This is a genomic window from Brevundimonas sp. RM1 (assembly GCF_052907225.1).
This window is the reverse complement of sequence record NZ_JBRERY010000022.1, coordinates 1-19,590: the sequence shown is the minus strand read 5'-3', so window position 1 is coordinate 19,590 and position 19,590 is coordinate 1. Positions and strand designations below refer to the sequence as shown.

The 19,590-nt window shown below is 67.4% G+C and carries 14 protein-coding genes; 6 read left to right on the top strand and 8 right to left on the bottom strand.

Going from position 1 to position 19,590, the window contains the following annotated elements:
* Positions 1–3: 3 nt before the first annotated feature.
* Both ACU5AP_RS14055 and ACU5AP_RS14050 read right to left on the bottom strand, forming a co-directional pair.
* A complete protein-coding gene (locus ACU5AP_RS14055) occupies positions 4–2,562 on the bottom strand; it encodes a TonB-dependent receptor (RefSeq protein ID WP_433948972.1) in 2,559 nt (852 codons plus the stop codon).
* A 196-nt stretch (positions 2,563–2,758) separates the two neighbouring features.
* Positions 2,759–4,993 (bottom strand): TonB-dependent receptor, encoded by a 2,235-nt coding sequence (locus tag ACU5AP_RS14050; RefSeq protein WP_433933682.1) that lies wholly within the window; start codon positions 4,991–4,993, stop codon positions 2,759–2,761.
* A gap of 198 nt (positions 4,994–5,191) precedes the next feature.
* On the opposite strand from ACU5AP_RS14050, the gene ACU5AP_RS14045 reads away from it, so the two are divergent.
* Positions 5,192–6,700 carry a carboxylesterase/lipase family protein gene (locus ACU5AP_RS14045; protein ID WP_433933680.1) on the top strand — a complete coding sequence of 503 codons (1,509 nt, stop codon included), beginning with the start codon at positions 5,192–5,194 and terminating at the stop codon, positions 6,698–6,700.
* Positions 6,701–6,709: 9 nt separating this feature from the next.
* Positions 6,710–7,429 (top strand): TetR/AcrR family transcriptional regulator, encoded by a 720-nt coding sequence (locus ACU5AP_RS14040; RefSeq protein WP_128719750.1) that lies wholly within the window; start codon positions 6,710–6,712, stop codon positions 7,427–7,429.
* On the opposite strand, the gene ACU5AP_RS14035 is transcribed toward ACU5AP_RS14040, so the two are convergent.
* Complete coding sequence (locus ACU5AP_RS14035; RefSeq protein WP_433933678.1) at positions 7,426–8,034, bottom strand: TetR/AcrR family transcriptional regulator; 609 nt, start codon at positions 8,032–8,034, stop codon at positions 7,426–7,428. The two genes, ACU5AP_RS14040 and ACU5AP_RS14035, sit on opposite strands and share 4 nt — an antisense overlap.
* Before the next feature lie 141 nt (positions 8,035–8,175).
* Between ACU5AP_RS14035 and ACU5AP_RS14030 the strand changes: the two genes are divergently transcribed.
* Positions 8,176–8,892: a lysozyme inhibitor LprI family protein gene (locus tag ACU5AP_RS14030; protein ID WP_396489773.1), complete on the top strand. Its 717-nt coding sequence runs from the start codon at positions 8,176–8,178 to the stop codon at positions 8,890–8,892.
* 12 nt (positions 8,893–8,904) lie between these two features.
* On the opposite strand, the gene ACU5AP_RS14025 is transcribed toward ACU5AP_RS14030, so the two are convergent.
* Genes ACU5AP_RS14025 through ACU5AP_RS14010 form a run of 4 tightly spaced genes read right to left on the bottom strand, consistent with a single transcriptional unit; the run spans position 8,905 to position 11,369 of the window.
* Complete coding sequence (locus tag ACU5AP_RS14025; protein WP_112999388.1) at positions 8,905–9,417, bottom strand: hypothetical protein; 513 nt, start codon at positions 9,415–9,417, stop codon at positions 8,905–8,907.
* Between the two features lie 38 nt (positions 9,418–9,455).
* On the bottom strand, positions 9,456–10,028 hold the full coding sequence (locus tag ACU5AP_RS14020) for a hypothetical protein (RefSeq protein WP_396489775.1): 573 nt from the start codon (positions 10,026–10,028) through the stop codon (positions 9,456–9,458).
* A 48-nt stretch (positions 10,029–10,076) separates the two neighbouring features.
* Positions 10,077–10,580, bottom strand: coding sequence for a hypothetical protein (locus tag ACU5AP_RS14015; protein ID WP_433933674.1), 504 nt, complete (start codon positions 10,578–10,580; stop codon positions 10,077–10,079).
* A 48-nt stretch (positions 10,581–10,628) separates the two neighbouring features.
* A complete protein-coding gene (locus ACU5AP_RS14010) occupies positions 10,629–11,369 on the bottom strand; it encodes a hypothetical protein (RefSeq protein WP_128719744.1) in 741 nt (246 codons plus the stop codon).
* 402 nt (positions 11,370–11,771) lie between these two features.
* Between ACU5AP_RS14010 and ACU5AP_RS14005 the strand changes: the two genes are divergently transcribed.
* From ACU5AP_RS14005 to ACU5AP_RS13995, 3 genes are all read left to right on the top strand, one after another.
* A complete protein-coding gene (locus tag ACU5AP_RS14005) occupies positions 11,772–14,282 on the top strand; it encodes a TonB-dependent receptor (protein WP_446681383.1) in 2,511 nt (836 codons plus the stop codon).
* Positions 14,283–14,296: 14 nt separating this feature from the next.
* The gene (locus ACU5AP_RS14000) at positions 14,297–16,909 is read left to right on the top strand and encodes a M14 family zinc carboxypeptidase (protein ID WP_128719742.1); all 2,613 of its coding nucleotides are present in this window, start codon (positions 14,297–14,299) and stop codon (positions 16,907–16,909) included.
* Between the two features lie 299 nt (positions 16,910–17,208).
* On the top strand, positions 17,209–19,002 hold the full coding sequence (locus ACU5AP_RS13995; protein ID WP_446681382.1) for an ABC transporter ATP-binding protein: 1,794 nt from the start codon (positions 17,209–17,211) through the stop codon (positions 19,000–19,002).
* A 22-nt stretch (positions 19,003–19,024) separates the two neighbouring features.
* On the opposite strand, the gene ACU5AP_RS13990 is transcribed toward ACU5AP_RS13995, so the two are convergent.
* Positions 19,025–19,411, bottom strand: coding sequence for an ATP-binding protein (locus ACU5AP_RS13990; RefSeq protein ID WP_446681381.1), 387 nt, complete (start codon positions 19,409–19,411; stop codon positions 19,025–19,027).
* Between the last annotated feature and the right edge of the window lie 179 nt (positions 19,412–19,590).

Genomic DNA, 19,590 nt, shown 5'->3' with positions numbered 1-19,590 from the left:
TCCTCAGTAGCGCAGGGTGAAGGCGACGCCGTAGCTGGCGCCCCGCCCGGCGATGAAGGTCGGCAGGCCCAGCGCATCGCCGGTGTTGCCCGCGTCCTTGATGTATTCCTCGTCCAGAATGTTGTCGCCGAAGGCCTCGACGCCCCAGTTCCCCGACGACGGGGCGTAGCGCACCCGCAGGTTCAGCAGGCCGTAGCCGTCCTGATATTCGTCCTGCACGGTGTCGGCGACGAAGTTGCCGGTCTGCAGCTCCGGGCGGTCGTTGTCGTCATCGAAGAAGACCTTGGACTGCCAGGTGTAGGTCGGCTGGACCTCGATGGTCCCGGTCTCGACCGGCAGACGCCAGGTCGCCCCGATGGAGGCCATGTGGTCCGGCGACAGGCGGAAGCGGTTGCCGTCGCGCGCGCCCCCGTCGAAGCGCGAGTGGTTGTAGCCGTAGGTGCCGAACAGATCGAAGGTCGGCGTTGCCGCGAAGGCGACCTGGCCCTCAAACCCATAGGCGTTGGCCTTGCCCGCATTGACAGTGACGAAGCGGGTGCCGTCCTGCTCGGTCGTCTGGAAGTTGTCGTAGGCGTAGTGGAACACCGCCCCGTCCAGACGCAGGCGGCGATCCATCAGCGCTGTCTTGTAGCCGACCTCGAAGCTGTCGACGGTCTCGGCGGGGATGACTTCAAAGGTCGGGGCGCCCAGCGGAACGGACGGGCCGCGCACCTCCAGCACCTCGGGGCGACGGCCGCGCGCATAGTTGGCGTAGAGGCTGGCGTCGTCCGACAGGGCGTAGCGCGCCGTCAGACGCCAGGTGAAGCCGTCGTCCTCGTGATCCGCCTGAATCAGGTCGCCGTTACCAGCAGTCGGCTGGGCGGTCAGGGCGAACAACGGCAGACCCGAAGCTGCGGGCAGATTGGCCGCGCCCGGCGTCGCCAAGCCCGTCAGGATGGCCGTGATCTGCTGCTGCAGCCGCTGAGCGCCGGCCAGGTCGCCGGCCTGGGCCAGACGTTGCGCCTGCACGCCGAGCGTCTGCACCGCCACCAGGCCGCCAGCGATGGAGCGGCCGTTCAGCACCGCCGCCGAATAACCCGTCGTCTTGTCGTCGCGCGTCCAGCGCACCCCGCCCGAGAACTCCAGACGATCGGTCGCCTTGAAGGTCAGGTCGCCGAACAGATCATAGGAGGTCAGGTCGGCCCGGTTCGTCGCCGTCTCGATGTGGGCGGGCTTCAGATTACCGACGATGCCGGGGATCAGCGGATGCGCCGCAGCGGGCAGCATGGACTGCAGGATGCCGCCCATCAGCAACGGCGTCGGCGCGGCGTAGAACATCTTCAGACGCTGATCGCCCAGCGGCGTCGCCAGTTGCAGCAGGGCCAGGCGCTCGTCGAACTGGGTCGGCATCCGCTGGAAGCCTTCCTCGTTGAAATAGCCGGCGCCGACGAAACCCGAGAAGCGGCCGCCGTTGTCGAAGTTCAGTCGGAACTCCTGGCTCCGCTGTTCGCCATAGGCGTGCTCGGCCGCCGTCAGCAGCGGCAGCGACGTGCCGTCCGGATCGAACACCTCGGTCGAGTCGAACTGACGATAGGCCGTGGTCGAGTTCAGCGTCAGCGACGGCGACAGATCCCACTTCACCAGGCCCGTCACGCCCCAGACCTCGCGATCCAGCCCAAGGCCGACGCCCCCGTCGAAATCGGCGCCCGGCGTCAGGGCCGCCCCGTCCCAAGGCGCACGCCCGCCCAGGGAGGCGCCCGTCCTCGGGTCGAACGGATCATAGGCGATCGACTTGAACGAAGTCCCGCTGGCCGAATCCGTCTGATAGTTGGCGATCAGATCGGCGCGCAGATTGTCGGTCGGCGCCCAGGCGCCCGACAGGCGCAGCGCCTTGGTCTCGATCGAGTTGTAATCCTCGCCGCCCAGCAGGTTCTCGACCGTGCCGCCGCGCGTCTTCATCCGCGCCGCCAGGCGCAGGGCGCCGGTCTCGCCGACGGGCGCGTTCACGAAACCCTCGACCGCGCGATAGTCCAGGTCGCCCGCCTCGATGCGGGCGCCGGCGTCGAACTGGCCCGGACGGGCGCGGTTCTGCACCAGATTGACCGCGCCGATCAGGGCGCCGCGGCCATAGAGGGTCGACTGCGGCCCCTTGGCCACCTCGACCCGCTCCATGTCGAACAGTTCGACATAGGAGCCGCGCGACTTGGAGATCGACACCCCGTCCTGGAACACCGACACGCGCGGCTCGGCGGTGGCGGCGCCCGAGTCCGAGGTGATGCCGCGCATCACGAAGCCCGGATTGTTCGGCGATTGGTTCTGCACCAGGAAGCCCGGCACGAAGGCCGACAGCTGGTCGAACTCCTGCACGCCCAGGTTTTCCAGGAAGTCGCCGCTATAGGCCGTCAGGGCGAAGGGCACCTCGATCGGATCCTGGGCGCGCAGTTGGGCCGTCACCACGATGTCGTCCACGGCGGTCGTCGTCTCGCCCGGCGAAACGCTCTGGGCATGGGCGGCGCTGGCCGCCATCAGGCCCGCGACGGCGGCGCCCGCCAGAAATCCACGCTTGAGGCTGATCGGCTTCATGGTCTTACCCCCTGAGAAAGCAGGGCAGACCTAAAGACGCTGAATGTCGTGGGCGCGACGCGGCGATCACGGGCGAATGAAGCTGCAACGGCGGATGCGCGAAATTCCCTCGCCCTACGGCGTATCTTTCGGACCCGCGCGCGGATGACAAAAGCCCCCGCAGCCGGCGCTGCGGGGGCTTTCGTGTCGGTCGCTCTTAGAAGCGGGCGGTCACGCTCAGCGTCACCGTGCGCGGCGGGCCGTAGAAGCCGATGACCGAGTCCCCGGTAATGGCGCCGGGGAAGTTGTAGCCGCCGGCGCGATAGCGTTCGTCGCCCAGGTTGCGGCCCGCCAGACTGACGCGATAACGCGCGTCGGGCGAGGTCCACATCAGGGTCGCGTCATACAGCCAATAAGATCCCTGATCGAGCAGCGGGATCGGCGTCTCGAACATCTGGGTCGCCCCGCGATAGGCGGCGGTCGGCGTGAAGATCACCGAGCCGCGATCGCCCAGGTCGAAGCTGTACGGCAGGGCGAGGCTGGCGGTCCAATCCGGCGTGTTCTGGAAATGGCGCTGATCGGCCATGTTCTCGCGCTTGCCGGTCAACGGGTTCAGGGTGACGAAGTCGTTGAACTTGGCGTCCAGATAACCCAGCGTCAGGCGCGGGATGAAGCCGTCGGTGATCCGCGCGCTGGCCTCCAGCTCCCAGCCCCAGATCTCGCTGGACCCCGCGTTGTCGACATAGCTGACGACCGAGGTGGGCGGGATGAAGAACTGCGAGGTGATCTGCTGGTCGGTGTATTCCGACTTGAACAGGGCCGTGGCGAAGTTGATGCGGCGATCCAGCAGCGAGCCCTTCAGACCGATCTCATAGGTGTCGACCAGTTCGGGCTGATAGCCGTTGACCGTCTCGGGATAGAGGCTGGCGTCGCCGCGCATGTCGAAGCCGCCCGACTTGAAGCCTCGCCCGTAAGAGGCGTAGCCCGTCAGTTCCGGCGTGAACTTATAGCTGGCGCTGACCCGCGGCGTGAACTCCGAATAGGTGTCCGAGTTGGTGTAGTCGGTCGAGGGCGGACCAGCCGGAATGGCGCTGCTGTTGCCGAAGAAGGGGCTCTTCACGCCCAGATAGTTCTGGCGCAGCTGATCGACGCTCTTCTTGTCGCGGGTCCAGCGGCCGCCGACCGACAGCGACAGCTGGTCCGTCACATCGTAGCTGAAGTCGGCGAAGACGGCGAAGCTCTCGGTGTCGACCTTGCCCCCGGTGAAGGTCGTCAGGCCCGCCGGCAGCCCCGGCCCCATGCTGGGATACAGACCGATGACGGTGTCGAAGGCGCCCTCGGCCGAGGCGTCCATGTAGAAGACGCCCGCCACGCCCTGCCAGCGTTCGCCCTGGAACAGCAGCTGGAATTCCTGGGTGAACTGGCTGTCGGCGTAGTAGCCGGGGATGTCGAGGATCGGCTGCGGCAGGCCGTCGAAGTCGATGCCGTCGCCCTTGGTGTCGCCGTCGCGCCAGGCCGTGACCGACTTCAGCGTCACCGCGTCGTTGACGTTCCACTCGCCGGTCAGCGACAGGCCGCGCGTGCGCACATAGCCGTCGTCGCCGATGCCCGCGCGGGTGTCATAGACGTCATCCGTCGTCGGCGCCTTCAGACGATAGCCGTGGCGGGCGTTGGACTCGTCCTCGGTGATGTCGCCCGCCAGGCGGAAGAACAGATCGTCGCGCGGCGTCCACTCGACGCTCAACCGGCCCGCCGTGACGTCCTTGTTGTAGTGCTCGGCCCCGGTGTTCAGGTTCGTGCCGTAGCCGTCGCGGGTATAGCGCGCGATCGCGCCGCCGATCCGCAGGGTCTCGGTGATCGGCGCCGAGCCGGAGGCGATCAGATCGACCTGATTATAGCTGCCGTAGGCGCCCTTCAGCGTCAGTTCCGGGTCCGGCCCCAGGCGCTTGGTGACGTATTTGATCGCCCCGCCGATGGTGTTGCGGCCGTAAAGCGTGCCCTGCGGCCCGCGCAGGACTTCCAGCCGCTCGATGTCGAAGATGTCCAGCACCGCGCCCTGCGGGCGGGCCACATAGACGTCGTCGACATAGAGGCCGACGCCCGGCTCGAAGCCCCACAGCGGGTCTTGCTGGCCAACGCCGCGAATGAAGGTCGTCAGGGTCGAATTGGTGCCGCGCGCCACCTGAACCGTGGCGTTCGGCGTCTGCGACTGCAGGGTGGTGATGTCCGCCGCGCCGGTCTGTTCCAGGCGCTCGCTGGTGACGGCGGTCACGGCGACCGGCACGTCCTTCAAGCTCTCCTCCCGGCGGCGCGCGGTGACGACGACGTCGTCCACGTTCGAGGCCTGCTCGGTCTCCGCCGTCTGCTGGGCCAAGGTCGGCGCCGCGCACAGCGAGGCGGTGATGAAGGCGCTGGTCATCAGCGCCAGACGCAACTGTCCTGTCGATCGCATTCTCGTTTCCTCTCCACGCGCGGTCGTTTGCTCGCCGCTGATCTGTGTTGGAGCGACGGTGATCCGCGAAAGGCCTCGCTGTCAACATCATTCATTCTTGCATGAATGATGTTTCACGAAGCGGCTCGACAGCCGAACGCGCATTCTTCATTCTCAAATGAACGAGTGCGGCGAAGATCGCGCCTGAAGGGACGAAACATGGATCAGCTCCACCAAGGCGCGGCGCACCCCGTCGCGCACACGCCGTCGGGCGCTCTGCGGGGTCGTCGCGAAGGCCCGGCGAACGTCTTTCGCGGCGTGCCCTACGCCGCCGCGCCGATCGACGAACTGCGTTGGCGGGCCCCTCGCCCCTTCCCGGCATGGGAGGGCGTGCGCGAAGCCGCCGCCTTCGGTCCCTCGGCGCCCCAGGCGGGACCGGCGGACGTGGCCGACATCGTCGCCATCGGCGGCGCGCCCGAGCCTACCGGCGAGGACTGCCTGACGCTGAACCTCTGGGCGCCGGTCGAGACGACAGCCCCGGCGCCGATCATGGTCTGGCTGCACGGCGGCTCGAACCGGATGGGCGCGGGCTCCCTGCCCTTCTATGACGGCGCCGCCTTCGCCCGCGACGGCGTGATGCTGGTCAGCGTCAACTACCGCCTGGGCCAGCTCGGCTTCTTCGCCCATCCGGCGCTGACGGCCGAGGCGCCCGCAGACGAGCCCCTGGGCAACCAGGCCCTGCTGGATCAGATCGCGGCGCTGGAATGGGTGCGCGACCACGCCGCCAGCTTCGGCGGCGACCCGGCCAACGTCACCCTGTTCGGAGAATCCGCCGGAGGCCTCGACATCCTGGCCCTGATGACGGCCAAGCGGGCGCGCGGTCTGTTCCACAAGGCCGTCGTCCAGTCCGGCGGCGGCTGGCTGCCCGCCACGCCGCTGAAGACCGCCCAGGCGCGCGGCGTCGCCGCAGCAACCGCCCTCGGCCTGAGCGCCCCAGACGCCGCCGCCCTGCGCGCCGTCGCGCCCGAGCGGCTGACCGCCATCGAAGGCGCTTTCGGCCCCGTGATCGACGACCGCCTGCTGGACCGCGACCCGATCAGCGCCTTCGCTCGGGGCGATTTCGCCGACGTGCCGCTGATGATCGGGGTCAACAGCGGCGAGGATTCCCTGCTCAACTACGGCGGCGGACTGGAACGGTTCGGCAAGCTGATCAAGCCGAACGCCGCCCTCGCTCGCCTCTATCCGCAGGCGAGCGGCGATGAGGAGCAACTGATCCGCCACGGCTTCCGCGACTTCGCCTTCGCCGCCCCCGCGCGCTGGATCGCATCGCGCCCGCGCAAGTCGAAGGCATGGCTCTATGCTTTTGATTATGTAGAAGAAGCACGACGCGACACCATGCCCCGCGCCGCCCACGCCGCCGAGATCTTCCACGTCTTCGAGACCCTGGGCCATCGCCCCGACGGCGCCCCGCCCGCAACCGAAGCCGACCGCGCCGTCAGCGCCGCCATGCACGCCCGCTGGGTCGCCTTCGCCAGGACAGGCGCGCCGGGCGCCGACTGGCCCGTCTACGCCCCCGCCGACGACGCCTGGATGGTGTTCAACGCCACGCCCGGCGGCGAGGTGAAGCGCGCCTGGTGGAAGGCGGCGCTGGACCACCATGCGCGCAAGGGCAAGCTGCTGATCCTCTTGATGCGGATACGTGATCGTTTGCGGCGGATGTTCGGGTAAGCTGCGCCCATGACCACAACCGAGTCCAAGCCGCGCGCCAAGGCGTCCGCGAAGCCCAAGGCGCCGCCCAAGCCTAAGGCCCAACGCCGCGAGGAAACGACCACCCGAATCCTGGACGTGGCCGAAGCCCTGTTCGCGCGCGACGGCCTGCACGGCGTCACCCTGAAGGCGGTGGCCAAGGAGGCGGGCGTCGATACGGCCCTGCTGCACTATTATTTCGACGACAAGAACCGGTTGTTCTCGACCGTCTTCGGCCGCCGCGCCGAGGTGGTGAACACCCTGCGCCTGGACAGCCTGGACCGCTATGAGGCCGAACACGGCGACGCCATGACCGTCAGCGGCGCCATCGACGCCTTCCTGCGTCCTCTGTTCGTCCTGTTCGAGAGCGGAGACCGCGCCTGGCTGAATTACGCGGCCCTGGTCGCTCAGGTGAACAACACCCCGGCCTGGGGCGGCGACACCATGCATCAGCATTTCGACCCGGTGATCCACCGCTTCATTGACGTCCTGAGGCGCATCGCGCCTGACGCCACCGAGCGACAGATCTATTGGTTCTATCACCTGCTGTCGGGGTCGCTGACCCTGTCCCTGGCGCAGACAGGGCGCATCGACGTCCTGTCAGGCGGCCTGTGCAAGTCGTCGGAAATGACCGCCATATGCGATGCGATGGAGGTCATCTTCACCGGCGGCTTCGAAGCCATGAACCGCGCTCGAGAAGCTGAACGCTAGGAAACCACCGCGACCGCACCGGCCTGAGACAGGCTTTCACGGACACGTTCCAGTGCGAGCTCGATAGGCTCTTCGATGCTCATCAGGGCGAAGCTGCCGTTCAGGTCGAAGACGCAGTGGCCGTGGACCACAGCGATCAGAGAACGCGCCAGACGCGGCGCGCCGGGCTGAGCCTTCGCCGGCAAAACCGCCGTCACCTCGTTGACGATGATCTGGGTCAGATCACCGCGACGCTGGTTCTGTTCGTCGGTCAGGGCCACGTCCGGGGGCAAATGGTGCTCATAGATGGCGCGCCAGCTATGGGGATTGGCGCGCGCGAAGCCGAAATAGGCTTCGACCAGGCATCGGATACGGTCTGGGCCGCTGCCTTCCAGCGCCTGGCGCACCTCTTCCGCCCAGAGCTGGAAGGTTCGCGTGTTGATGGCGATCAGCAGCTGATCCAGCGTACCGAACACATTGTAGAGGGTGCCGATCGAATAGCCGACGCGCTTGGCCACCTCGCGCGCCGAGAAGCGCGCAAAGCCCACCTCGGCCATGTGCTTGTGGCCCTCGACCACGAAAAGCCGCTCCAGCTCCTGCCGCGTATGATCCGATCGCCTTCCCATTAACCCTGCATAGCAGAAGCTGTGCAGAGAGCGGGAAGAAACGTCAGTTTTCGTTTTTTATTGATCGATGCTCATTTAAGGGTATGAATTGCGCCCGACACGGTGCTTTCGCGCCCTTCCGCATCCGCCTTGAGGCTTCCCATGACCGCGCTTCGCTTCCCGTCGTCCGCTTCGACCGCCGTCCTGCTTCTCGGCGGCGCCCTGGCGGCCTCGGTCGCTACACCTGCGGCCGCCGAAAGCGCTGACTGCCGACGCGCCTCCGGTCCGGTCGAGACCGCCATCTGCTCGACCCCGGCCCTGACCGCATTGGATGCAAAGATCGCCGAACACTATGGGGCCGCGATCCGGGCCTATGACGCCGAAAGCGCCGCGGCGCTTCGCCGCGACCAGCGCGCCTTTCTCGCGGCACGCGATGCGGCCGGCGCGCGACTGACGGGCGCCGATCTGGTCGAAGAGCTGACCGATCAGCTGACGCGGCGTGAAGCCTTCCTGACCGATCTGGGCAACGACCCGCTGGTCAGCGTGGTCGGCCGCTGGCGCAATCTCAACGGCGAGATCGTCGTCAACCAATGGGCGACCGGCGTCCTGACGTTCACGGCCACGGCCGCCGACCCACGCGGCGGTGGCTGGTCCTGCGAGGCCGACGGCAGCGGCGACTGGATCGGCGAAGACGAAGCACGTTTTGACGACATCAGCGGCGCCGCCGCCTGGTCGCTGAACGTGAAGGCCCAGGGCGCGACGCTTGTCGTCAAGGAGACGATCGAGAACGGCGCCGACAGCGTCCCCTATTGCGGTGCGGGCGGTACGCTCTCGGGAACCTACTTCCAGGCGGTGCGTCTGCCGGACCCGTCGCGATGATCCGCGCGGCCTTTAAGGGATGGTCCTCGGGCTGGCGAGAACGCCTGGGCTGATGAACTGTCGGCGCCCGGTCCAGGTCAGCAACTTGACCAAAGTCCCTCCCGGCTTGGCGAAGTCCTCGCACGCTTCGGGGCGGGGAGGTTCAGGCGCGGCGGCGACCAGCGCGCCCTGCCGCAGCCCTTCGTAGTAGAGGGCGAAATCCGCCTGCTGCGCTTCGGACAGCACGGACTGGCCGAACACCATCTCTTCGCGGGCGTTGTCGATGATCAAGCGACTGTCGTCCTCCGACAGCCGCTCACACAGCAGCCCGATCATGACCAATCGCTCGATACGGACAGCCAGGCCAGCCTGAGCCTTGACCAGGTCGTACTGGAGCTTGGCATACTCGGGGCTGGCCGCCATCCATTCCTTCAGGGCGGCCCTGGCGGCCTCTTCGTCGGCCCCGGCGGGTTGAGCTGCGGCCATGCCGGCCGCGCTCATGACCAGCGTCGTAACCAACCCGCTCGCGAAACGACGAAGCGCCATCAGATGCCTCTTTCAGTGCACACGCGCCTTCCCCGGCCTCAGCCCGGAATGGGGCCGATCGGCCAGTTGCTCAGCGATTCCATATCGCCTTCCTCGGAGGGACAGGGCGTATAGAGAGTGAAGGCCACATCGCCCTCGAAATACCAGTCGGCGCCCTTCTCATAACCGACGATGCCGGTGGAGTAGCAGACCGCCGCCTTGCTGCCGTCCGGGATCATCAGAATGGCCCAGTTGGTCGACCCCGCGCCCGCCGGATCATAGCCGTGAAGCAACAGCCGCCCGCGCGTCTCCGTCACCACGCCGACGACGTTGCCGTCGAAGACGATGGACTTCTGGATGTCGCGATCCACGCCCGAGGCGACCATGGCCGCGCGCACGTCCGGATGCTGGAAGAAGGTGACGCCCTGCACCGGCTCGGTCGGATGCTTGCCGAGATAGGCCGACAGCGGCGGCGCCTCGCCGTTCCGGTCAGGCGCAGCTGCCGGTATGACAACTGGCGCAGGAGCATTGGCTTCAGCCGGGGCCGGCGCGGCGGCCGCCCCCTCTTCGGCCTGCGAGCAGGCGGCGAGCGTCGCCGCCAGGGCGAGCGCGAGCGGGGTTCTCAGGGGCATGCAAATTTCCTTCGACGCTTAAGCGACAGATCCTCCCCAAGGGCAGGATTATTGATCCACGGCGCGCATCTCGATCGTCAGCGGCTCTTCGGCGGTTCCACGCCCGAAGAGGCTGGCGGTGATCATCTGCCCTTGCGACGCCGCAAACGGCGCGCTCTTCATCGAACGGCCGCCGTCGAGTTCATCGTCGAACACGGTGAAGCGCGTGCACGCCGCCTGACCCAGGCGATCGGCGAACGCCTGATCGATCTCGCCGCGCCAGCCCGGCAGGGTCGCCTGCGCGGACATTTCGATCGTCTTGCCGACGATCCGGCCGTCGCGCTGCCAGCTGTAGCTCACCCCATCCGACGCCGCGGCAGTACAGCCCGTCCGGCCGCAATGCAGCGCGCCCACGGGCGCCTGCTCGCGAAGCTGCTGCTGTTGCGCCTGCGACAGCGTCTGGCCGATGGACAGATCGCCCTTGTCCAGCGACGTGCAGACGGCGCTTTGAGCGAAGGCGCCCGTCGCCGCCAGGGAAGCGGCCGCAGTCAGGCTCATCATGAAAATACGCACGCAGACCTCCTTGGTCTCTGGCGTCGCCGCGGCGACGCTGATGTCGTCTTAGCAGCTGGGAACGCGGCTCTGGCCGTCCAGTCGAAACTGGCCGTCGGCGCCGCGCGTGTAGGTCTCTTTGAAACTGGCGGAGCCGGTGTAGGACACCGTGAAGCTGCGGCCCTGGTCGGCGGCCGTGATCACCCCGTCGACGCCCGCCTCGCCGTCATCGGCGCTGGCGTCCGAGAAATAGGTCTGGATGCGCGCGATCCGCACCGGGCCGGACGGGGTCAACTCCGTCAGTTCGGCATAGCCGCACCCGCGCCCCTGCCACACGCCGCCAGCCTCGGTATAGAGGACCGGATTGGCCGCGATCGCCTTCGTCCAGCCCCATCGCAGAGCCGGGTTGCCGACCACGCCCGCCGCGCCGACATCCAGCCACTCGCCCTGAAGCATATAAGGGTAGCGCGGCGCGCCCGCGTCATGGTCGAGATAGTGGACCGCGTTCATGCCGCTGCAGGCCTGCCCCGTGCATTCGTTGGCTCCCGTGCTCACCAGGGCGACGCGCGTGTCGGACAGCGGGATGAAGGCCAGCGGCACAAAGCTGTAGACGTCGTCGCCGACCTTTCGCACCGCCTCGTTCCGTTGAGCCTCAGGGAAGGCGACGACAAAGGCGGCCGGCGTTCCCGTCAGGACATTGTCACGGTCCACATCCTGGATTTCGATCAGCGACTGAGCCGAAGCCGGCAGCGCCGCGGCCACGGCGAACGCAGCGAGACACACGGCGGCGATGGTCTGTGAGGATTGCATACGAGACTCGTTTCTCGACAGGAGACAGGGATCGACTAACGCCGCAACGCATGGCGCGAAGACAATTAAACACTGTTCATAATCGATGACAACCCGACTTTTTCATCGCGTGACCAGGGCTTGCACGCCCGGACCGGTGGACAGCGCCGCCGTGCGATCTCGGACACAAAAACTCGTCATGAAATTAGAAATTCTACATTAGAAACGCGCCGCTCACGTGCCTTATTGCGCGCCCAATTGTGACTTTTATTGCGGTGCAGCATTTCCATGATCAGGCCATCCCTGACCGTTCTCGCCTTCTTCTCAGCCGCTGGAGCGTGCAGCGCCGCACACGCGGAATCCTCTGAGAATCTAACAGATCAATCCGCAACGACGTCAGCCTACTCCGTCTCGGATGTCGTCGTGACAGGCTCCAACATCCGCCGCGCCAACACCGAAGGCTTCAACCCGGTTCAGGTGATCGGACGCGAAGAGCTGGAAAGCTCGGGCAAGTCGACCACGGCGGACCTGCTGCGTTCGATCTCGGCCAACACCGGCAACGGCTCGAACGAGACGCAAAACAGCGGCTGGTCGTCGGGCGCGGCGGGCATCGGCCTGCGCGGCCTGTCGCAGAAGAACACCCTGGTGCTGCTGAACGGGCGGCGCGTGGCGAACTACGGCTTCCCCGGCGGCGGCCTGTCGGACACCTTCGTCAATCTGAACGCCCTGCCGATGGTCGCGACCCAGCGGCTGGAGGTGCTGAAGGACGGCGCCTCGGCCGTCTATGGCTCGGACGCGGTGGCGGGCGTCACCAACATCATCACCCGCCAGAACTTCCAGGGCCTGGAGTTCGGCGCCAGCTATGGCGTCGCCGGTCAGGGCGGCCTGGAAACCTCGACCGCCAAACTGGTCGTCGGCCACGGCGATCTGGAGACGGACGGCTACAACATCCTGCTGTCGCTGGAGGCTTATACTCGCAACCGGCTGGATCAGGACCAGCGCGACCTAACCAAGTCGGGCATCTACACCGACCTGCCTGGCGGCCGCTGGAACGGCTGGTCGGCCAAGGGCGCGCGCTTCCTGGTCGACGGCAAGTCCGTGCCCTTCCTCGACGCCCAGGGCCAGTGCCCCGAGGGCATGGTGCTGACCGCCAGCGCCCCGATCGACGGCCTGGCCGGCGACACCTGCGCCATCAACCTGGCGCCGCACACGACGCTGATCCCCTCGACCGACCGCTATCAGGCCTATCTGTTCGGGACCAAGCGCCTGACGCCGCAAATCGAGGCCTTCGGCGAGGTGCTCTATTCCTATGTCGAGGGGGCGTCGCTGTTCGGCTCCAGCCCCTTCTTCACGCTGGAAGGCGGGCGGTTCGCGCTGAACGCCCAGACCGGTCTGGCCGAGCCGGTGTCGAACCTGCTGCCCGCCAACAATCCCTACAACCCCTACGGCGTCGCCACGCCGATCGAATACACCTTCTTCGATCTGGGCCGGACGCTGAAGACCAATGAGTCGAAGTCCTATCGTGCGCTGGGCGGCGTGCGCGGCCGCCATGACCGCTTCGACTGGGAGGCCGCCGTCTTCGCCTCGGGCAGCGATGAGCGCGAGACGGTGTCGGGCGGCTTCGCCCATCGCTGGAACCTGGCCGACGCCCTGGCGAACGGCACGCTGAACCTGCATGAGCCCGGCGCCACGCCTCAAGCCGTGCTGGACGGCATCCGTCTGTCGACCCTGCGTCCAGCGGAGTCGCGCCTCTATGGGGCCGACTTCAAGATTTCGGGCGAGCTGTTCAACCTGCCCGCCGGCCAGATCGGCTACGCCGCCGGGGTCGAGCTCCGGCATGAAAGCCTGGTCTCGAGCAATCCGTGGCAGATCGACGCCGGGCTGCAGATCCGCCCCGCCATCGCCGCCGTGGACGGCGAGCGCGACGTCTGGGCCGCCTATGCCGAGTTCAACATTCCGGTCCTGAGCAACCTTGACGTTCAGGTCGCCGCCCGGGCCGACGAGTACAGCGACTTCGGCAGCGCCTTCTCACCCAAGGCGGGCGTGCGATGGAAGCCGCTGGACTGGCTGGCGCTGCGGGCCTCGGCCTCGCGCGGCTTCCGGGCGCCGTCGCTGTCGGAGAACTCAGCCTCGACCATGATCTCCTACGGCTCGGTCATCGACCCTTACGATCCCGACCTGCCCAATTCACGCCAGAGCCCGACCTTCTTCACCGTCGGCAACACCAATCTGGAGCCGGAAAAGACCCGGTCCTACAATCTGGGCGTCGTCTTGGCCCCGACGCGCGACACGGCGCTGAGCATCGACTGGTATCAGATCAAGCTCGACAACCTGATCGGCACGGGAAACACCACCGCCATCGTCCAGGGCAACAACCCCGCCGACGTCATCCGCGACCCGCGCGGCAAGCTGCAGGCCGTCTACAACCGCTATCGCAACCTATCGGCGCTCGAGACCTCAGGCATCGACGTGGACTTCAGCCAGCGCTGGCGCACCGAGGACTGGGGGACGTTCACCGCCTCCAGCGCCTATACGCACCTGCTGGAATACAAGCGGCCGAACGCTGCGGGCGCGCCGCTGCTGGACTACGCCGGATCGAACCGGGGCGCGACCCTGCCGGCGCACAAGGCGACGACGCGCCTAGCCTGGAACCGCGACGTCTTCGACGCCAACCTGACCTGGTATTACACCTCAGGCTATGATCAGGTGCCGGTTGTCGGGGGACAATCGCGCGTGGACGCCTATCACCAATTCGATCTGTATGCGGCGTGGTCCGGGCTGGAGCGCGTGACGCTCTACGCCAAGATCGAGAACCTGCTGGACGAAGCGCCGCCGCACGACGCCTCCTTCCCCGGCGTGCGCGCCCCCTATGACTTCGGCCAGTACGATCTGCGCGGGCGCTATTTCCGCGTCGGCTTCGACGTCCGCTTCTGATTGAGACCACCACAATGAACGCCAGAGCCGCCCCTTCCCTGTTCCCCCGCCGCAAACTGGCCGCAGGCGCCGCTCTGGCTGTTCTGTTCAGTGCAACAGCGCTGTCCGCACCGGCGCCCGCCGTCGCACAGAGCGCCTACTTCTTCCCTCAGGCGGCGGCGGGGGATTTCGACCCCGCCATTCCGACGCCCGAAGCCTTCCTCGGCTATCCGATCGGAACCCACTACACCCGCCACGACCGCATCGTGGACTATCTGCGCGAGCTGGCCCGCCTGTCGGACCGGGTCACGGTCGAGGAGATCGGCCGCAGCTATGAAGAGCGGCCCCTGCTGTCCGTGGTCATCACCTCGGGCGCCAATCAGGGCCGGATCGACCAGATCCAGCGCGCCCATATCGCGGCGGGCGATCCCGGCGGCCCGGCCGCCACGGCCGACGCCCCGGTCGTGGTCGGCCTGTTCTACAGCGTCCACGGCAATGAGACGTCCAGCGGCGAGGCGGCCCTGCTGACCGCCTACTACCTGGCCGCCGGGCGCTCGCCCGAGGTGCTGAACTGGCTGGACAAGGCCGTGGTCGTCATCGACCCGGCCCAGAACCCCGACGGCCGCGACCGCGCCGCCAACTGGCACAACGCCTGGAAGAACCAGCCCGCCGTCGCCGACCCGCAGGACAAGGAACACGTCGAGGCCTGGCCCGCCGGACGCACCAACCACTATTTCACCGACCTGAACCGCGACTGGCTGGCGGTGACTCAGAAAGAGACCCGCGCCAAGCTGGAGGCCTTCCACCGCTGGCGGCCCCACATCCAGATCGACTTCCACGAAATGGGCGCGGGCAGCACCTATTATTTCGAGCCCTCGCCCGCCAGCATGGAAAGCCCCCTGCTGCCGCGCGCCAGCTACGAATGGAACGTGACGCTGGCCAAGTATCACGCCCAGGCGCTCGATAGCCTCGGCTCGCTCTATTACACGCGCGAGGTTTTCGACAATTTCTCGCCGGTCTACGGCTCGACCTATCCAGACTTCCATGGCGGGGTCGGGGTGACGGTCGAACAGGCCAGTTCGCGCGGGCTGGTGCAGGACACGGCCAACGGCCCGCTGACCTTCCCCTTCACCGTCCGCAACCAGACCAACGTCGGCCTGGCCACCATCCGAGGCGCGGTGACCGAGCGCGCCGGGCTGCAGACCTTCCAGCGCGACTTCTTCCGCTCGGCCGTCGAGCAGGGACGTCGCCATTCCAGCCAGGCCTTCGTCTTCGGCGATGCGGGCGATCCGGGCCTGACGCGCCAGACGCTGGACCTGCTGCTGGCCCACCACATCCAGGTCCACCCGCTGACCGAGCGGGTGACGCAGAACGGCCGCGCCTATGAACCGGGCAGCGCCTATGTCGTGCCCTCGGCCCAGCCGCAGTTCCGCCTGGTCCACTCCATCTTCGACCGGACGCCCCCGACCAAGGGCAGCGTCTACGGCAGCACCTCCTATTCGGTCGCCCTGGCCTATGGGCTGAAGAGCGACGGCCTGCGCCGCGTCCCCGCCCACGGGTCCGCCATGACCGAAGCCCCCGTCGCGAACGGCGGCGTCAGCGGGCCGCAGGACGCCTACGCCTATGTCGTCGACTGGCGCGACCTGAACGCACCGCGCGTTCTGGCGGCCCTGCTGCGTCAGGACGTGCGCGTCCGCGCCGCGTTCGAGCCGCTAACCGCGCGAACGGCGGCGGGCGACAGCGCCTTCGGGCGCGGCTCCCTGGTCGTGACCACGGCGGGCCAGCCGCTGGACGCCGCCGCCCTGCGCGCCGCCGTCGACACCGCCGCGCGCGATGCCGGCGTGGTCGCCCACGCCGTCTCCACCGGCCAAAGCGTCGCGGGCGTCGATCTGGGCAGCGACAATGTGAAGGTCGTGCGCGCGCCTCGCATCGCCCTGGTCATGGGCGAAGGCGTCAACGCCACCGAGATCGGCGCGACCTGGTTCGCCCTCAGCGAGCGGCTGAACTATCCGGCGACGCGGCTGGACCCGTCGCAACTGGTCCGCGTGCCACTGGGCGACTATGACAGCATCGTCCTGTCGGGTGGGCGCTACGACAACCTGAGCCAGCCGACGGTGGACGCCTTGAAAACCTGGGTGCGCGCGGGCGGCTCTCTGGTGGTGTTCGGCAGCGCCGCGCGCTGGGCCGCCGCCAACGGCCTGGCCCCGCAAACCGCCTCCGAAGACGAGAAGAAAGCCGAGGTCGAGCGCCGCGACTACGCCGACCGCAGCGCGATCCAGGGCGAGCAGCGCACGGCGGGCAACGCCCTGTCGGCCGACGTCGACATCAGCCACCCGCTGGCCTTCGGCCTGTCGCGCCGCGACCTGTTCGTGAACAAGGAGACGGACGTGGTTCTGGCCCCCGTGGCCGATCCCTTCGCCAATGTGGTGCGGATCGAGACCAGCCCACAGGTCAACGGCTACCTGCCCGAAGCCCTGCGCGCCAAGGCGGCGGGTTCGGTCTGGGCTCAGGTGAACCCGATCGGGGCGGGCAACGTCGTCCTGTTCGCCGACGACCCGGCCCATCGCAAATACTGGCTGGGGACGGAGCGTCTACTGATCAACGCCCTGTTCCTGTCGAACCATCTGGGCGGTTCCGGACGGCGCTAAACGCACCGATTCAGAGCGGTAGCGCCTGGCAGGCGCTGCCGCCCGCTACGCTGAAAAACCGACGTCAGGTCAGGGCGCCGGAAAGCATTGTCGTCGAAATCTGGACCTGCTACTTGTGAAGCGTCCAGCTGTTCTAGGGAAAAGGAGGGCACGATGATCGACAAGACCACGCCCGCCTGCGGGTTCCCGATAGTCTTCGGCCGCCACGGCCGCTGACACCCCTTTCGGCTCGGTGTTGAGCCGTTTCCCTGATCATTGCTGACACAAGGACCGCGCGGATCTGCGCGGTTGCTCTTTTCATGACCGACTATGATGACGCCGACGCGCGCCTGCGCGCGTCCGTGCTGCGCAAGGTGCTCGCCTTCACCTTCCGCCTGTGGCGCCGAACCCCATGGCTGGCCGTCGCCTGCGCCGGAACGATGCTGCTGGCGACCCTCACGGAAGTCTTCGCCCCGCTCTACGCCGGGCGCATCGTCGACGCGGCGGGCCGCGGCGACGTCGGCGCCGCCTGGGCGGCCTTCGCCGTCATCACCGCCCTGGGCGCCGCGATGGTCGTGCTGCGCCACCTCGGCTGGTGGGCGATCCCGCCCCTGACGCTGAAGATGATGCAGGACGTGACGCAGGAAGGCTTCGCCCGCGTCCAGCGACTGTCGACCGACTGGCACGCCAACGCCTTCTCGGGTTCGACCGTCCGACGGATCACGCGGGGCATGTGGGCGCTCGACACCCTGAACGACGTGCTACTGCTCTCGCTTCTGCCGTCGCTGACGGTACTGGCGGGGACGGTCTTCCTGCTGGCGCTGCACTGGCCGGTCCTGGGCCTCGTGATGGGCGTCGGCGCGATCGCCTATATCGCTCTGACCGTCGGTCTGGCGACGCAGGTGCTGGCGCCGACCGCGCGGCTGTCGAACCAGTGGGACACCCGGATCGGCGGCGTACTGGCTGACGCCATCGGCGCCAACGCCGTGGTCAAGGCCTTCGGCTGCGAGGCGCGCGAAGAGGCCTTGCTGGCGAAGACCGTCGCCAAGTGGCGCAAGCGGACGCACCGCACCTGGATGGCCTTCACCTGGGCCGGCTCGGGACAGATCGCGCTTCTGTGGCTGATCCGGCTGGCGGTCACGGGCGTGGCGCTGTGGCTGTGGATGCGCGGCCAGGCCAGCGCCGGCGACATGGCCTATGTCATCACCAGCTATCTGGTCCTGAACGGCTATCTGCGCGACATCGGCATGCACATTCACCAGCTTCAGCGTTCGGTGAATGAGATGGAGGAGCTGGTTCAGCTTCATCAGGAGCCGTTGGGCGTGCCCGACCAGGCCGATGCGCAGCCGATCCAGGTCAGGCACGGCGCCATCCGTTTCGACGACGTCACCTTCCGGTACGGCGGCCAGGAAAAGCCGTTGTTCCGAAACCTCGACGTTGCCGTTCCTGCGGGACAGCGCGTCGGCCTGGTGGGACGCTCAGGCTCAGGCAAGACCAGCTTCGTCAAGCTGGTCCAGCGGCTCTATGACGTCGATGCAGGCCGGGTGATGATCGACGGACAGGACGTGGCCCACGCGACCCAGGCGTCCCTGCGTCGCCAGGTCGCGATCGTGCCTCAGGAGCCGATCCTCTTCCATCGGTCGATCGCCGACAACATCGGCTACGGCCGCCCCGACGCCACGCCCGAAGAGATCGAACGGGCCGCGCGCCTCGCCAATGCGCACGACTTCATCGCCCGCTTGCCGAAGGGGTATCAGACCCTGGTGGGCGAGCGAGGGGTCAAGCTGTCCGGCGGCGAACGCCAACGCGTGGCCATCGCGCGGGCCTTCCTGGCGAATGCGCCGATCCTGATCCTGGATGAGGCGACGTCCAGCCTGGATTCCGAGAGCGAGGCGGCGATCCAGGAGGCGATGGAACGGCTGCTGATCGGCCGCACCGCCATCGTCATCGCCCACCGGCTGTCGACCGTCCGGGCGCTGGACCGCATCCTGGTCTTCTCAGGCGGCGAGATCGTCGAAGACGGAACCCACGACGACCTGCTCCAGACCGGCGACGGCCACTATCGACGCCTGTTCGAGCGCCAGTCAGGAAAGTCCCCTGAGATCATGGAGTAGCGCATGACGGCGAGGCGCACCGCTACGGCAGGCTGAGCCGGAATACGGTCGCCGGAGTCCGCTCAAGGGTCAGGGCGCCGCCATGGGCGTGGGCGATCTGGCGGGCCAGGCTGAGGCCGATGCCCGAGCCGTTCGGCTTGGTGGTCACGAAGGGGCGGAAGATGCGTTCGACGTCGGCCGACGATACGCCGGGGCCGTCGTCTGCGACCTCGATCACCAGCGTCTCGTCCTCGGACATCGTCAAGCCTTTGGTGGCCCAGTGCATGCGGCCGGTGCTGATCGCCAACTTGTTCGCCTGGCAGCTGGCTTTCTTCGACTTGCGCATCTGGCTGGCGGGCTTCGACGACCGCATTGCTCTGTCCCCGATCAACTTCATCTGCACCAGCGTCGTGGCCGTGCTCATCGCCATGCTGACTGTGCTCAGTCAATCAGTTCGGGCCAGCCGCGCGGCCCCAACTGGGCTCTACGTCATGACTAGGCTCAGTGCCCATTGATGTGAGGCGCGCGATCTGATTCAGGCTCCTGAGGCGTCTGTATCATGAGCGACCTGTATTGGCTGACGGACGAGCAGATTGCTCGGCTGGAGCC

Coding starts and splice junctions, on each gene's coding strand:
- ACU5AP_RS14055 (WP_433948972.1), bottom strand. CDS start 2,562: ATGAAGCCGATCAGCCTCAAGCGTGGATTTCTGGCGGGCGCCGCCGTC.
- ACU5AP_RS14050 (WP_433933682.1), bottom strand. CDS start 4,993: ATGCGATCGACAGGACAGTTGCGTCTGGCGCTGATGACCAGCGCCTTC.
- ACU5AP_RS14045 (WP_433933680.1), top strand. CDS start 5,192: ATGGATCAGCTCCACCAAGGCGCGGCGCACCCCGTCGCGCACACGCCG.
- ACU5AP_RS14040 (WP_128719750.1), top strand. CDS start 6,710: ATGACCACAACCGAGTCCAAGCCGCGCGCCAAGGCGTCCGCGAAGCCC.
- ACU5AP_RS14035 (WP_433933678.1), bottom strand. CDS start 8,034: ATGGGAAGGCGATCGGATCATACGCGGCAGGAGCTGGAGCGGCTTTTC.
- ACU5AP_RS14030 (WP_396489773.1), top strand. CDS start 8,176: ATGACCGCGCTTCGCTTCCCGTCGTCCGCTTCGACCGCCGTCCTGCTT.
- ACU5AP_RS14025 (WP_112999388.1), bottom strand. CDS start 9,417: ATGGCGCTTCGTCGTTTCGCGAGCGGGTTGGTTACGACGCTGGTCATG.
- ACU5AP_RS14020 (WP_396489775.1), bottom strand. CDS start 10,028: ATGCCCCTGAGAACCCCGCTCGCGCTCGCCCTGGCGGCGACGCTCGCC.
- ACU5AP_RS14010 (WP_128719744.1), bottom strand. CDS start 11,369: ATGCAATCCTCACAGACCATCGCCGCCGTGTGTCTCGCTGCGTTCGCC.
- ACU5AP_RS14000 (WP_128719742.1), top strand. CDS start 14,297: ATGAACGCCAGAGCCGCCCCTTCCCTGTTCCCCCGCCGCAAACTGGCC.
- ACU5AP_RS13995 (WP_446681382.1), top strand. CDS start 17,209: ATGACCGACTATGATGACGCCGACGCGCGCCTGCGCGCGTCCGTGCTG.
- ACU5AP_RS13990 (WP_446681381.1), bottom strand. CDS start 19,411: ATGGCGATGAGCACGGCCACGACGCTGGTGCAGATGAAGTTGATCGGG.